At 54.3% G+C, this 13631-nt stretch carries 9 protein-coding genes and 1 other RNA gene; all 10 read left to right on the top strand.

Annotation, left to right across the window (positions count from 1 at the left end):
- The first annotated feature begins 33 nt into the window (after positions 1 to 33).
- The 10 genes from smc (at position 34) to araH (ending at position 13417) form a co-directional block, all read left to right on the top strand.
- On the top strand, positions 34 to 3522 hold the full coding sequence (smc, locus tag IEX86_RS21155; protein ID WP_188868136.1) for a chromosome segregation protein SMC: 3489 nt from the start codon (positions 34 to 36) through the stop codon (positions 3520 to 3522).
- 128 nt (positions 3523 to 3650) lie between these two features.
- Positions 3651 to 4517, top strand: coding sequence for a cell division protein ZipA (gene zipA, locus IEX86_RS21150; protein ID WP_188868135.1), 867 nt, complete (start codon positions 3651 to 3653; stop codon positions 4515 to 4517).
- A 100-nt stretch (positions 4518 to 4617) separates the two neighbouring features.
- A complete protein-coding gene (gene ligA / locus IEX86_RS21145; protein ID WP_188868134.1) occupies positions 4618 to 7002 on the top strand; it encodes an NAD-dependent DNA ligase LigA in 2385 nt (794 codons plus the stop codon).
- Positions 7003 to 7136: 134 nt separating this feature from the next.
- Positions 7137 to 7233, top strand: an RNA gene (gene ffs, locus IEX86_RS21140) — signal recognition particle sRNA small type.
- Positions 7234 to 7579: 346 nt separating this feature from the next.
- A complete protein-coding gene (locus IEX86_RS21135) occupies positions 7580 to 7771 on the top strand; it encodes a hypothetical protein (RefSeq protein WP_188868133.1) in 192 nt (63 codons plus the stop codon).
- A 210-nt stretch (positions 7772 to 7981) separates the two neighbouring features.
- Positions 7982 to 8677, top strand: a complete 696-nt coding sequence (locus IEX86_RS21130) for a FadR/GntR family transcriptional regulator (RefSeq protein ID WP_188868132.1) — start codon at positions 7982 to 7984, stop codon at positions 8675 to 8677.
- Positions 8678 to 8718: 41 nt separating this feature from the next.
- Positions 8719 to 9585, top strand: a complete 867-nt coding sequence (locus tag IEX86_RS21125) for an SMP-30/gluconolactonase/LRE family protein (RefSeq protein WP_188868131.1) — start codon at positions 8719 to 8721, stop codon at positions 9583 to 9585.
- Positions 9586 to 9772: 187 nt separating this feature from the next.
- Positions 9773 to 10786: a substrate-binding domain-containing protein gene (locus IEX86_RS21120; protein WP_188868130.1), complete on the top strand. Its 1014-nt coding sequence runs from the start codon at positions 9773 to 9775 to the stop codon at positions 10784 to 10786.
- A gap of 81 nt (positions 10787 to 10867) precedes the next feature.
- On the top strand, positions 10868 to 12388 hold the full coding sequence (araG, locus tag IEX86_RS21115; RefSeq protein WP_188868129.1) for an L-arabinose ABC transporter ATP-binding protein AraG: 1521 nt from the start codon (positions 10868 to 10870) through the stop codon (positions 12386 to 12388).
- Positions 12389 to 12448: 60 nt separating this feature from the next.
- Positions 12449 to 13417, top strand: a complete 969-nt coding sequence (gene araH / locus IEX86_RS21110) for an L-arabinose ABC transporter permease AraH (RefSeq protein ID WP_188868128.1) — start codon at positions 12449 to 12451, stop codon at positions 13415 to 13417.
- Positions 13418 to 13631: the final 214 nt, after the last annotated feature.

The following is a 13631-nucleotide window of genomic DNA, read 5'->3' as shown; positions in this document are numbered from 1 at the left end:
TGCGGGTAATGAAGGCACGCGAAGGAAGGGCACATGCGGCTAAAATCCATCAAGTTAGCGGGCTTCAAATCATTTGTAGACCCAACAACCGTTAATTTCCCCAGCAATATGTCGGCAGTTATAGGGCCGAACGGATGCGGCAAATCGAACATTATCGATGCCGTGCGCTGGGTCATGGGCGAAAGCTCAGCAAAGAACCTGCGCGGCGAGTCGATGACGGATGTCATCTTTAACGGCTCGAACAGCCGTAAACCGGTTACTCAAGCCTCGATCGAGTTAGTTTTCGATAATTCGGACAATTCTCTGGTCGGTGAGTATGCCAGCTACGCGGAAATATCCATTCGCCGGCGGGTAACTCGAGACGCGCAGAATACCTATTTTCTCAACGGCACCAAATGCCGTCGTCGTGACATTACCGATATCTTCCTGGGTACAGGGCTTGGACCACGCAGTTATTCGATCATTGAGCAGGGGATGATCTCCAAGCTGATCGAGGCGCGCCCTGAAGATTTGCGCAACTACATCGAAGAAGCGGCCGGAATCTCTAAGTACAAGGAGCGCCGTCGCGAAACGGAAAGCCGTATCCGCCGTACACAAGAGAACCTGGCGCGCCTGACGGACCTGCGCGAAGAGCTTGAGCGGCAGCTTGAGCGCTTGCATCGGCAGGCTCAGGCGGCTGAAAAGTATCAGGAATACAAGGCCGAAGAGCGTCAGCTTCGTGCTCAATTGGGAGCGCTTCGCTGGCGTGATCTTGATGTGCTGGTGCAGCAGCGTGAGCGGGTGATTGGCAACCAGGAGGTAACGCTTGAGGCACTGGTCGCCGAGCAGCGCAGTGCTGATGCCAGTATCGAGCGGCTGCGGGACAGCCATCATGAGTTGTCCGAACGTTTCAATCAGGTGCAGGGTCGCTTCTATTCGGTTGGCGGGGATATCGCCCGAGTCGAGCAAAGTATCCAGCATGGACAGCAGCGTTTGCGTCAGCTACAGGATGATCTGCGGGAAGCTGAGCGCTCCCGTGAGGAAACGGCTGCGCATCTAGGCAATGATCAGACCTTGCTCACTACATTGGCTGAAGAGCTGGCCATGCTTGAGCCTGAGCAAGAGATCAGTGCCGCCGCTGCTGAGGAGTCTGCTATTGCGCTGGAAGCGTCCGAGCACGCTATGCAGACCTGGCAGCAGCAGTGGGATGGCTTCAACCAACACAGCGCAGCCCCCCAGCGTGAGGCTGATGTTCAGCAGTCTCGTATTCGACATCTGGAGCAGAGCTTGGAACGCCTCATGGAGCGTGAGCGACGGCTGCGTGACGAGCTGGCGCAACTGGCATCTGATCCTGAAGACGCGGCATTGCTTGAATTGGGCGAAGAGCTGGCAGGCATCGAGCTGATTCTTGAGGACCTTGCACAGGAAGAGACGGATGTTGGTGAGCAGCTTGTTGCTGGCCGAGAGCAATTGCAGGCAGTGACTACCCGCCGAGCCACGGCGCAAGGTGAACTGCAACGACTGGAGGGGCGCATCGCCTCTCTGGAGGCCCTGCAGCAGGCTGCGCTTAACCCGGGAGAGGGTGCAAGCAACTGGATGCGCCTGCATGATTTACATAAGCGTAGCCGCCTGGCTGAGGGCATTCGGGTTGAGTCAGGCTGGGAGAGAGCTATCGAGACAGTTCTGGGGGCCGATTTGCAGGCCGTTTGCCTGGATGACTTGTCAGGTCTCGATCTGTCTGCATTCGAGCAGGGTGAATTACGGCTGGTTACGCCTGAAAGGTCCACGCCCCTCAAACCTGGGAGCTTGCTGGAAAAAGTCGAAGCGTCTCATGATCTCTCGCCTTGGTTGGGCAATGTTTTTCCTGTGGAAACGCTTGAGGAGGCATTGGCACAACGTGAGGGACTCGTTGACGGGCAGAGCCTGATCAGTCGCGAGGGGTATTGGGTCTCTCGCCATTTCCTGCGGGTGCAGCGTTCTAGTGAGACGGAAAGCGGTGTGTTGGCGCGTGGGCAAGAGCTTAAACGCTTGCATGCAATGCGTGAGCAGCTTGAGCAGCAATTGACTGACAGCCAGAGAGCATACGAAGACGCGCAGGAGCACCTGGCAACGTTGGAGCGCAACCGGGAGACGGTGCGCCGCCGCATACAGGAGGAGGGTCGCCGCCAAGGTGAGGTTAAGGCACAACTGTCGGCACGGCAGGCTAAAGCCGAGCAGCTTGGTCTGCGCCGGCGGAGGCTTGAAGACGAGCGGGCCGAGATGGCGGAGCAGCGTGCGATCGAGACCGGGCAGATCGGCGAGGCGCGGTTGAGTCTTCAGGATGCTCTTGATGCCATGGCAGCCGATAACGAGCGTCGGGAGGAGCTGATTGCTCAGCGAGACATGTTGCGCGAGCGATTGGATCGTATGCGTCAGGAAGCCAGGCAGCACAAGGAGCAGGCTCATCAGTTAGCCGTAAGGCTGGGATCACTCAGGGCACAGCATGACTCTACACAGCAGGCACTTGAGCGTCTTCTATTGCAGGCGGCAAGGCTTGACGAGCGCCGCGAGCAGCTCAGCCTTAATCTGGAGGAAGGTTCCGCACCGATTGAGGAGCTCAGGCTGAAGCTTGAGGAGTTGCTTGAGCGCCGCATGAGCGTTGACGAAGAGCTAAGGACCGCGCGGATGGCTCTGGAAGAGGCGGATCGGGAGCTGCGAGAATCCGAGCGGCGCCGAACGCAAGCTGAGCAGCAGGCGCAAGTATTGCGCAGTCAGATAGAGCAACAACGGCTTGAATGGCAAGGGTTATCTGTACGCCGAAAAACCCTTCAAGAGCAACTGCTTGAGGATGGCTACGACCTGCAAACCGTTGTGGATACCTTGCCTGAAGACGCCACTGAGTCTGCCTGGGAAGCGCAGCTAGAAGCGCTTACGGCGCGTATTCAGCGCCTGGGCGCTATTAACCTGGCCGCTATTGAGGAGTATCAGCAGCAGTCCGAGCGCAAGCGTTACCTGGATGCGCAAAATGATGATCTTGTCGAAGCATTGGATACCCTTGAAAGTGTGATTCGCAAGATTGATCGCGAAACTCGCAATCGTTTCAAGGAAACGTTCGACCAGATCAATAGTGGCCTTCAGGCATTGTTTCCAAAAGTTTTTGGGGGCGGGCATGCTTATCTGGAACTTACGGGAGAAGATTTACTCGATACCGGGGTTGCGATCATGGCGCGCCCACCAGGCAAGAAGAACAGCACGATTCATCTCTTGTCCGGTGGTGAGAAGGCATTGACGGCAATCGCATTGGTTTTTGCGATTTTCCAGCTTAATCCTGCGCCATTCTGCATGCTTGACGAAGTAGATGCGCCTCTGGACGACGCCAATGTTGGCCGTTACGCACGGCTGGTAAAGGAAATGTCCGAAAAAGTGCAATTCATCTATATCACACACAACAAGATCGCCATGGAAATGGCCGATCAGCTGATGGGCGTGACGATGCACGAACCGGGCTGCTCGCGTTTGGTGGCCGTTGATGTCGAAGAAGCTGTTGCTTTGGCTGAAGCTTGATACGACAGACGGTGTAAAGTTAGTGGCGGGCGTGCTAGTTTATGCCCGTTTTTGGGCGTTTGGCATTTTGCTATACATCGGCAAGTGGCGAGCGTGAAGTTGATTTTTGACAGAGGTATGCGTCTTACATGGATATCGGTCTGCGCGAATGGCTGATCATCATCGGCATTATCGTAATCGCCGGCATACTTTTCGATGGCTGGCGACGGATGAGCGGGAAAGGGAAACTCAAGTTTCGCCTGGACAACAATCTCTCCGGCCAGTCCGATGAGGGCGGTAGTTCAGAGCTACTGGGGCCGTCTCGTGTAATCGAACATAAGGAGCCGTCTTTTGACAGCGAGGAGGAAACCCCTCGCCCAAGTCGCACCTCTCGCAAGCGTCGCGAGGAAGCGGTTACAGAGGATCTGGAGCTAGGCGGTGCTGAGCCTCAGTTCAGCGCATTGGCTGATGACGATGAAATGCCGACTCAGGGCAAGAACAAGGCGCGCAAGGATGTGGGTGACGCCGAGCCTGATCTGTCTGCAATGGAGGAGCCGCGCAAAGAGCGTAAGGAGCTACCTCCCGTCGACGAAGTATTGGTCATCAACGTGATTTCACGTGATGAGAATGGCTTCCGCGGCCCGGCCCTGCTACAGAATATCCTGGAAAGCGGCCTTCGTTTTGGTGACATGGATATCTTTCATCGTCACGAAAGCATGTCAGGTAATGGTGAAGTGCTTTTCTCCATGGCCAATGCCGTACGGCCCGGTACGTTCGATCTGGACAATATCGATAACTTCCGTACGCCAGCAGTAAGCTTCTTTCTGGGGCTCCCTGGTCCGCGGCATCCCAAGCAGGCTTTTGAGGTCATGGTGGCTGCGGCTCGTAAACTGGCCTCCGAACTCAACGGCGAGTTGAAGGATGAGCAGCGCAGCGTAATGACGGCGCAGACCATTGAGCACTATCGCCAGCGCATTATCGACTTCGAGCGTAGGAGTCTGACTCAGAAACGCTGAGCTAATTTCAAAGTCGATTAAAGAGCAGCGTATGCTGCTCTTTTTGTTTCTGCCTGTTGCTGGACATGGCGTCCAGCCTTGGTGCTAGAGAGAGAACAGCATGACCCAAGCCCAAGATGCCGCCGAGCGGATCGCTTCTTTGCGCAGCGAAATCGATGCGCACAATTACCGTTACTACGTCCTGGATGAGCCCAGTGTTCCAGATGCCGAATATGATCGACTGTTTCGTGAGCTGAAAGCGCTTGAAGCAGAGCATCCTGAGCTGATTACCCCCGACTCTCCTACGCAGCGGGTGAGCGGCTCGGCATTGTCGGCTTTTGGTACGATTCGCCATGAAGTGCCCATGTTAAGCCTGGGTAATGCCTTTGAAGAAAAGGACCTCCTGGACTTTGACCGCCGCGTACGTGACGGCCTGGCTGATGACATCGGGGCTACAGGTAATGATCTGTTAAGTCAGGCAGCGGACGTCGAATACACCTGTGAGCCCAAGCTTGATGGTCTGGCGGTGAGCCTGCTATATGAGCAAGGTGTGCTTGTGCGCGGAGCCACTCGGGGTGACGGCACGACAGGGGAGGACATAACGGCCAATGTGCGTACGATCCGCAACGTCCCGCTCCGGCTTCAGGGGAGTGGTTGGCCGGACGTACTGGAGGTGCGGGGAGAGGTGTTCATGTCCAAAGCGGGCTTTGAGGCGCTGAATGAGCGCGCCATGGAAGCCGGTGGAAAGACATTTGCAAACCCGCGTAATGCTGCGGCAGGTAGCTTGCGCCAACTTGACTCCAGCATTACAGCCAAGCGTCCGCTTGAGTTTTGCTGCTATGGGTATGGGCGCGTGGAGGGCGGCACGCTGCCAGCTACCCAGTATGAAATTTTGCAGTCAGTTCGCAAATGGGGCGTGCCGATCAGTAAAGAGCTGAAGCTGGTAAAAGGCGCTCAAGCCTGTCGTGATTACTATCACGACATTGGTGAACGACGTGATGGGCTTGCCTATGAAATTGATGGCGTCGTATTCAAAGTCAACCGTATCGACTGGCAGAAAGAGCTGGGCTTCCGGGCAAGGGAGCCGCGCTGGGCAATTGCTCACAAGTTTCCCGCTCGTGAGGAGCTGACAGAGCTTACTAATGTCGAATTCCAGGTGGGGCGTACTGGCGCTATTACACCTGTGGCTCGTCTCAAGCCTGTTCAGGTTGGGGGTGTTACTGTCACCAATGCAACCTTGCATAATATGGACGAGGTTGAACGGCTGGGAGTAATGATTGGCGATACAGTCATCATTCGTCGTGCGGGTGATGTGATTCCTCAGGTCATGCAGGTGGTGCTAGAACGTCGTCCAGCAGATGCACGTTCGATTGCCGTGCCGACGCATTGTCCTGTCTGTGGCTCCGAGGTAGAGCGTACCCAGCTCGTCAAGCGAGGCAAGGGGCGGGAATCGGTTAGCGTGGGCGCTGTTTATCGCTGTGTGGGCCGTCTGGTCTGTCAGGCGCAGCTCAAACAATCCATTATTCATTTTGCATCACGCCGCGCCATGGAAATCGATGGGCTGGGTGACAAGATTATCGAGCAGTTGGTTGACCGTGGCATGGTTAAGTCACCGGCTGACCTATACGCCTTGACCTATGAGCAGGTCATTCAACTGGAAGGATTTGCAGAGGTATCGACCAATAACCTGCTCAACGCCATTGCAAACAGCCGCACGCCCGCACTGGCACGCTTCGTCTTTGCTCTGGGTATCCCTGACGTAGGAGAGGAAACGGCCAAGCTACTGGCGCGTACGCTCGGAAGTCTGGAACGTATCCAACGAGCCTTGCCGGAAGTCTTGATCTACCTTCCAGACATTGGTCATGAAGTGGCTTATGAAATCCATAACTTTTTCGAAGAAGAGCACAACCAAAACGTTATTGGCGATTTGCTGCGCAATGGTGTGCAGGTTCAGGAGGAAGGTGAGTTACATCCTGAGTTTGCTGGCTACGCCACGTTTGCAGATTTCATTGAAAAGTTAGGCATTCCTTATGTGGCGGCAACAGGCGCTAAGAACCTAGCCAATCATTTCAAAACGCTCGACGCCCTGATTACCGCCGATTGGCTGGACCTAAGCGCCATGAAAGGCTTGAACGAAAGGGCCAAGAACGCCGTGCGTGACTTCTTTGGTCAGGCCGAACATGCAGAGCGTGCTCGAGCTATCGAGGCGCAGCTGCGCGAATTCGGCATGCACTGGGAGAGCGAGCGATCAGAAGTGGAGGGGTTGCCTCTGGCTGGCCAGACATGGGTGCTTACAGGAACACTTGAGGCAATGAGTCGAGACGTAGCCAAAGAAAAGCTGGAGGCGCTGGGCGCTAAGGTATCTGGGTCGGTCTCTGCCAAGACAACGTGTGTTGTAGCGGGCCCGGGAGCGGGATCAAAACTAGCAAAGGCAACGGAGCTGGGAGTTTCGGTCCTGGATGAGCAGGCACTGCTGGACCGCTTGGCCAGTCTGGGCATCAACTAAAATACAGTGGCGCCATTCTTTTGGATGGCGTTATTGGATTAGTTATCTGCTAAATGACTGAAAAGCTTGTAAGTTCTGCTCAAGTGAGTAGAATGATGCGCCTCACCTATTGGTGACGTTCGTTATGGTGGTCCTACCGGTCCCCCCGCAACGATCAACCGTGAACCCGGTCAGGTCCGGAAGGAAGCAGCCGTAGCGGTGACATCGTGTGCCGGGGTGTGGCTGGTGGGGCCACCTCCATTCTCTAAGCGCTCATGCTTATCTCTCTTTTAATCTTCTCCATTTCGATGCTCATGCAGTCGGATTTTGTCGTTTCTGAACAACAGTCTTTTGCTATGAAGGCACTTTGATACCGTTCATCCGTCTGTCACAATTTTTCACGCTTAAAATGGAATTAATCAACGTATTTCATTTCTACAGCGTGACGTAGGTCCTAGTTGTACTGTAGCTCTTGCTCGTATGCGTTGTTTTGACCTGCTTGCCAAAGAATATTGTTCAGCGTGCATCCAATAGTCCTTTCTACAAAAAGGATGAGGAAAGGGCTGCAATAATAAAATTCAAAGGATGAGCAAAGAAAATGGAAAGCATCCAGACATCATTATCCCCGGAAGAGCCTGTTTCATTCGTATCCATTATTCAAAAGACCGTGCAGGAGGCATGGGCTGTGATTTATGCACATGGAGGAATCATTTCGGAATTCAGCAGCGAGCAGGAAGCTAAATGCGAAGCAGAGCAATGGGGCGGGGTGTGTTTCCGTCTTAACGTCTGACATTTCTTTCAAGTTGTGCGGCTGCATAGCAGCTGCACAACTATGCGCAGTCATCCCCTTCTTATTTTCCTCTTTTCAGCTTCCTCGTCTAATCATATGATGATTAGAACGCTTCATATCAATAACAATACGTCTTTGCGTTGATCGAGCATCGACCTTCAACAGTCGCTAAGATGCTCATGGATCAAGGCGGGCGAGGGCGAGGTCTGAATGTCGAATAATTTTCACGCATCAGCCGTAGATAAATTGGGTAGTTTGATTGCTTCTGGGCAGTTCAAGCCTGGAGATGCGCTGAAAGTTGAAGCGGATCTGGGTGAGGAGCTAGGTGTCAGTCGCACGGTGGTACGCGAAGCGATCAAGACGCTTGTTGCCAAAGGGATGATTGAAGTAGGGCCCAAGGTGGGAAGCCGAGTGTTGCCTCTTAACCGGTGGAATCTCTTTGATCCTCAGGTGGTGGCCTGGTTAAGCCGCAGAGGCTTGCCGGAAAATTTCGTCAAGGACCTTCTCGATTTGCGCCGTGCTATCGAGCCGGTAGCGGTGCGTTGGGCATGCGAGCGTGCAACGCCAGAACAGATCAGGCGCGTACAGGCGGCATATATAGCATTGGAGGCCTCGCTTTCAGGCGGGGATTACAACAGTGCGGACCAGCATTTCCATGAATGCGTCCTGGCGGCAAGTCACAACCAGTTCATTGAGCAAATGGTGCCAGCGTTAGGTGCCTTGCTTGCTGTTTCTTTCCAGATTTCCTCAGTCGATCCTTCAGAGCTGCAGCGGACGCTGCCTTTACACAAAGAGCTGGCAGACGCTATTGCTGCGCGGGACGCTTCTCGTGGCGTCTGGGCGTGCATGACATTGATCGACAAGGCTGCTGTCACGATATCTAAATACACTCAGGCTAGTGGTTAGTGTGAGTTGTATGCATTCATAACTACAAATAAGGATGCTCTATGGAATGGCAACCCGTTATATCCCACCGCTTTAAACTGGCCGAAGGTCCTTTTTGGGACCAGCACACTCAGGCTTTGCACTGGGTAGATATTGTGGGCAAGAAAGCGTGTCGCCTGGAGGGAGAACGCTATTCGGAATGGCAGGTAGCCGAGCCGGTTTCGGCCTTTATCCCGACGATACGTGGCGATGCGTTGCTAACCATGGTCAGTGGGGTTCATCGTCTCGACCTTGATTCGCCTCAATACGCGCCTTCGCTTTCTCTGTTCTGCGTACCCGATCCCGTCGAGGGAAACCGTGCCAATGAGGCGCGCTGTGATGCAGCGGGAAATCTGTGGTTAGGCAGCATGCAGAACAATATCGGTGAGCAGGGCGAAGATCTGCCGATTACACGCCGCTCGGGTGGGTTATTTCATATTGGACCTGATGCAAAGGTCACTCGTCTGGCCAGCGATATTGGCATCGCCAACACGCTACTCTGGAGTGCAGAGGGTGATTGTGTTTACACCGCTGATACGCTGGAGAGTGTGATATACCGTCATACTATTGGCGCTGACGGTCTTGGGGAGCGGGCGATTTGGGCGCAGGCGCATGAGCGTGGACACCCCGATGGCTCTGCCATGGATTCGGATGGATATATCTGGAACGCACGCTGGGATGGCCACTGCCTGATTCGGTTTGCTCCAGATGGCTGCGTCGACACCATTATAGAATTGCCTGTATCCCGGCCTACCAGCTGTGTGTTTGGCGGGGCTGATCTCAAGACGCTCTATGTCACAAGTGCTGCAGGTGATCAGCCTCTGGACGGCTCGGTGCTCTGCGCTCGTGTCGAGGTGGCCGGAGTGCCATGTCATCGCTTTATGGGTTGACGCTATACGACTTGACTTGTGATCCAGCACTCCTCTTTTGTTCCGATTGTTCAAGGAGGAGTTGCAGTCGTTTGAGTCCAATCATATTATGATATGACTGTTTCGACTGATCTACGCCGATAGGTCAGGCGTCAGCACAATTTGATGCAATACACGCTAGCTATTCAATAAAAATAAGGAGGTAGCTATGTTTCGTGGCCGTGGGATTTCTTCCCTGGTGAAATCTGCCCTGGCAGCTAGTGCGCTGGGTTTGTCGCTATCAGCGGCGTCGTTTGCTCATGCCGAAGAAGTAAAGATCGGTTTTCTCGTCAAGCAACCTGAAGAGCCTTGGTTCCAGACCGAATGGGCTTTTGCTGAAAAGGCTGCGAAAGACAAAGGCTTTACCCTCCTCAAAATTGCCGTTCCTGACGGTGAAAAAACGCTCTCTGCAATTGACAGCCTGGCGGCCAACGGAGCCAAGGGCTTTGTGATCTGTCCGCCTGATGTCTCCCTTGGCCCGGCAATCGTCGCCAAGTCAAAAATCAATGGCCTGAAAGTCATGGCTGTAGATGACCGTTTCGTGGGCTCTGATGGCAAGTTCATGGAAGATGTGCCTTATCTAGGCATGGCTGCTTTCGATGTAGGCCGCCAGCAAGGCGAGGCTATGGCTACAGAGGCCAAGAAGCGCAACTGGCAGTGGGAAGACACCTATGCAGTGGTCAATACATTTAATGAGCTGGACACCGCTAAACAGCGTACTGACGGCTCTGTAAAGGCATTGCGTGATGCAGGGTTACCGGAAGACCACATCATCTTTGCACCGCAGAAAACCTTGGATGTCCCCGGCAGTATGGATGCCACCAGTTCTGCACTCGTTAAGCTTCCTGGCAGTGCCAAACATCTGATCGTAGGTGGTATGAACGACAACACGGTGCTGGGCGGTGTGAGGGCGACAGAAAGTGCAGGCTTCAAGGCTGAAAACGTTATCGGAATCGGCATCAATGGGACTGACGCCATTGGCGAATTGAAGAAGCCTAACAGTGGATTCTTCGGCTCCATGCTGCCAAGCCCGCATGAAGAGGGTTATCAGACAGCGACCATGATGTATGAGTGGGTGACGACCGGCAAGGAACCGCCCAAGTACACCGCCATGGACAAGGTTACGCTGATTACCCGAGAAAACTTCCAACAGGAACTCGAGAAAATCGGGCTCTGGAAATAACCGTCTCCTGCGTTATCCGGTCCGCCTGACGGACTCCTTGCAACCTTGCGACGCCTGCATGGTGTCGCTTTAGGAGGTGATATGGAAGCATTACAGCAGTCGGTGCAGGGTGAAAGCCTTGCGTTCCAGGGCATTGTTAAGACGTTTCCTGGCGTCAAGGCGCTGTCCGACATCAACTTTACGGCTCGACCCGGCTCCGTGCACGCTCTGATGGGCGAGAACGGCGCTGGTAAGTCAACCTTGCTCAAGATCTTGGGCGGCTACTACCAACCCAGCAGCGGTCACCTGCGTATTGGTGATCGCGATATGGTTTTCAAAAACACGGCAGACAGCATTCGTAATGGCGTAGCCGTGATTCACCAGGAACTTCAACTCGTTCCTGAAATGACAGTGGCTGAGAACTTGTTTCTAGGGCATTTGCCTGCTCGTTACGGCATTGTTAACCGTGGCCGTTTGCGCCAACAGGCGTTGCAGCTGCTTAAGGGATTAGCAGAAGAAATTGATCCCAATACGCGTGTTGGGCGTTTGTCCCTAGGTCAGCGCCAATTGGTCGAGATTGCCAAGTCCCTGTCTCGCGGCGCCCATGTAATTGCTTTTGATGAGCCCACCAGTAGCCTTTCTGCTCGTGAAACCGAGCGGCTGATGGCGATCATTGCGCGTCTGCGCGATGAAGGCAAAGTCATCCTTTATGTTTCGCATCGTATGGAAGAGGTCTTCCATATCTGTGATGCCGTCACGATCTTCAAGGATGGCCGTCATGTGCGTACGTTCGAGCACATGAGCGAAACCACACCTGATCAGCTGATCACCTGCATGGTGGGGCGAAGTCTGGATGATATCTACGATTATCGTCCCCGCGAAAAAGGCGAAGCCTGCTTGAACGTATCTGACCTGATGGGGCATGGCTTGCAAAAGCCAGTCAGCTTTGAGGTTTGCCAGGGCGAAATTCTGGGGCTCTTCGGGCTGGTGGGAGCAGGGCGTACCGAATTGCTTCGCCTGCTGTCGGGCCTGGAGCGGCACAGTGCCGGCGTGCTCAGACTCAAGGGTGATGAGCTGACGCTGCGCAATCCACGCGATGCCATTGCGGCGGGCATCCTGCTTTGCCCGGAAGATCGCAAGAAGGAAGGGATCGTTCCATTGGGGAGCGTGGCTGAAAACATCAACATCAGCGCACGTCCACGGCATGCATCCTGGGGCTGCCTGCTCCAGGGCCGCTGGGAAAAGGAAAACGCTGAAAAGCAGATCCGCGCGTTGAATGTGAAAACACCTACGCCTTATCAGAAGATCAAAAACCTTTCCGGTGGTAACCAGCAGAAGGCCATTCTAGGGCGCTGGCTATCCATGCCCATGAAGGTGCTGCTGCTGGACGAGCCTACTCGCGGTATCGATATCGGCGCGAAGTCCGAGATCTACCAGATCATTCATTCGCTGGCGGCCAAGGGTATCGCGGTGATTGTTGTATCAAGCGATCTCATGGAAGTGATGGGGATTGCGGATCGCATCATGGTCATGAGTGAAGGTGCTGTAACGGGTGAGCTGGCACGTGCCGAGGCAACTGAAGAGCGCCTGTTGGAACTTGCATTGCCCCGGACCCGCGCCTGATAAGTAACAAGCCTGCGTTGCCTTGAAGGCTTCGAAATACAAAAATAATTGAGGTGTTCCATGTCCACGCAAAACAACGCCTTAGCGGTACCACGCCGCAGCTTTGATACTCGCCGCTTTATTGATGACTGGGCGATGATGCTGGCAGCTCTGGCAATCTTTGTACTCTGTACCTTGTTTATCGATAACTTTCTTTCGCCGCTCAACATGCGAGGGCTGGGGCTGGCAATTTCCACAACGGGTATCGTCGCCTGCACCATGTTGTTCTGTCTGGCCTCTGGGCATTTTGACCTGTCTGTAGGCTCGGTCATTGCCTGTGCGGGTGTCGTCGCAGCGGTAGTAATGCGCGAATTCAATAGCGTGGCGTTAGGGGTAACCGCTGCGCTGGCAATGGGATTGTGCGTAGGGCTCATCAATGGACTGGTCATTGCCAAACTCAAGATCAATGCCTTGATCACAACCTTGGCGACTATGCAGATTGTGCGCGGGCTGGGCTACATCTTTTCCAACGGCAAGGCCGTAGGTGTCATGGAAGAGAAGTTCTTTATCTTTGGTAATGGCCAGATGTTTGGTGTTCCGGTGCCAATTCTGATCACGCTGGTATGCATCCTGTTCTTTGGCTGGTTGCTCAACTACACCACGTTTGGGCGCAACACGTTGGCCATCGGTGGCAATGAAGAAGCAGCGTTGCTGGCAGGTGTACATGTTGATCGCACCAAGATCATCATTTTTGCCATGCAGGGGGTCATCGGAGCATTGGCAGGGGTAGTCCTGGCCTCCCGTATGACCTCCGGTCAGCCAATGATAGGGCAGGGGTTCGAGCTTACGGTGATCTCAGCGTGTGTGCTGGGCGGTGTATCGCTGGCCGGTGGTATCGGCATGATCCGTCACGTCATTGCCGGTGTGTTAATCCTGGCGGTGATCGAGAATGCGATGAATCTCAAGAATATCGACACGTTCTACCAATACGTTATCCGAGGAACGATCCTGCTGCTGGCTGTTGTGATCGACCGCTTCAAGCAGCGCTGATACCTGACGAAGACCTCTCGGCACATGCTTTGTCGTGTGCCGATGGGGCCGCTTTTGCCTGTGACTTGGCCTATCCCATATAGTAAGAGACATCCATCATGTCCACGAAAAAAACCACCCTGCGCTCGGCCCAGTGGTTTGGCAATGCCGACAAGAACGGCTTTATGTACCGCAGCTGGATGAAGAACCAGGGTATCCCGGACCATGAGTTTCA

This window comes from Pseudomonas asuensis (assembly GCF_014646755.1).
Classification (GTDB): domain Bacteria; phylum Pseudomonadota; class Gammaproteobacteria; order Pseudomonadales; family Pseudomonadaceae; genus Chryseomonas; species Chryseomonas asuensis.
The sequence above is the reverse complement of the archived record's forward strand: the minus strand, read 5'-3'. Positions and strand labels throughout refer to the sequence as shown.

Coding starts and splice junctions, on each gene's coding strand:
- zipA (WP_188868135.1), top strand. CDS start 3,651: ATGGATATCGGTCTGCGCGAATGGCTGATCATCATCGGCATTATCGTA.
- araG (WP_188868129.1), top strand. CDS start 10,868: ATGGAAGCATTACAGCAGTCGGTGCAGGGTGAAAGCCTTGCGTTCCAG.
- IEX86_RS21125 (WP_188868131.1), top strand. CDS start 8,719: ATGGAATGGCAACCCGTTATATCCCACCGCTTTAAACTGGCCGAAGGT.
- IEX86_RS21130 (WP_188868132.1), top strand. CDS start 7,982: ATGTCGAATAATTTTCACGCATCAGCCGTAGATAAATTGGGTAGTTTG.
- IEX86_RS21120 (WP_188868130.1), top strand. CDS start 9,773: ATGTTTCGTGGCCGTGGGATTTCTTCCCTGGTGAAATCTGCCCTGGCA.
- araH (WP_188868128.1), top strand. CDS start 12,449: ATGTCCACGCAAAACAACGCCTTAGCGGTACCACGCCGCAGCTTTGAT.
- smc (WP_188868136.1), top strand. CDS start 34: ATGCGGCTAAAATCCATCAAGTTAGCGGGCTTCAAATCATTTGTAGAC.
- ligA (WP_188868134.1), top strand. CDS start 4,618: ATGACCCAAGCCCAAGATGCCGCCGAGCGGATCGCTTCTTTGCGCAGC.
- IEX86_RS21135 (WP_188868133.1), top strand. CDS start 7,580: ATGGAAAGCATCCAGACATCATTATCCCCGGAAGAGCCTGTTTCATTC.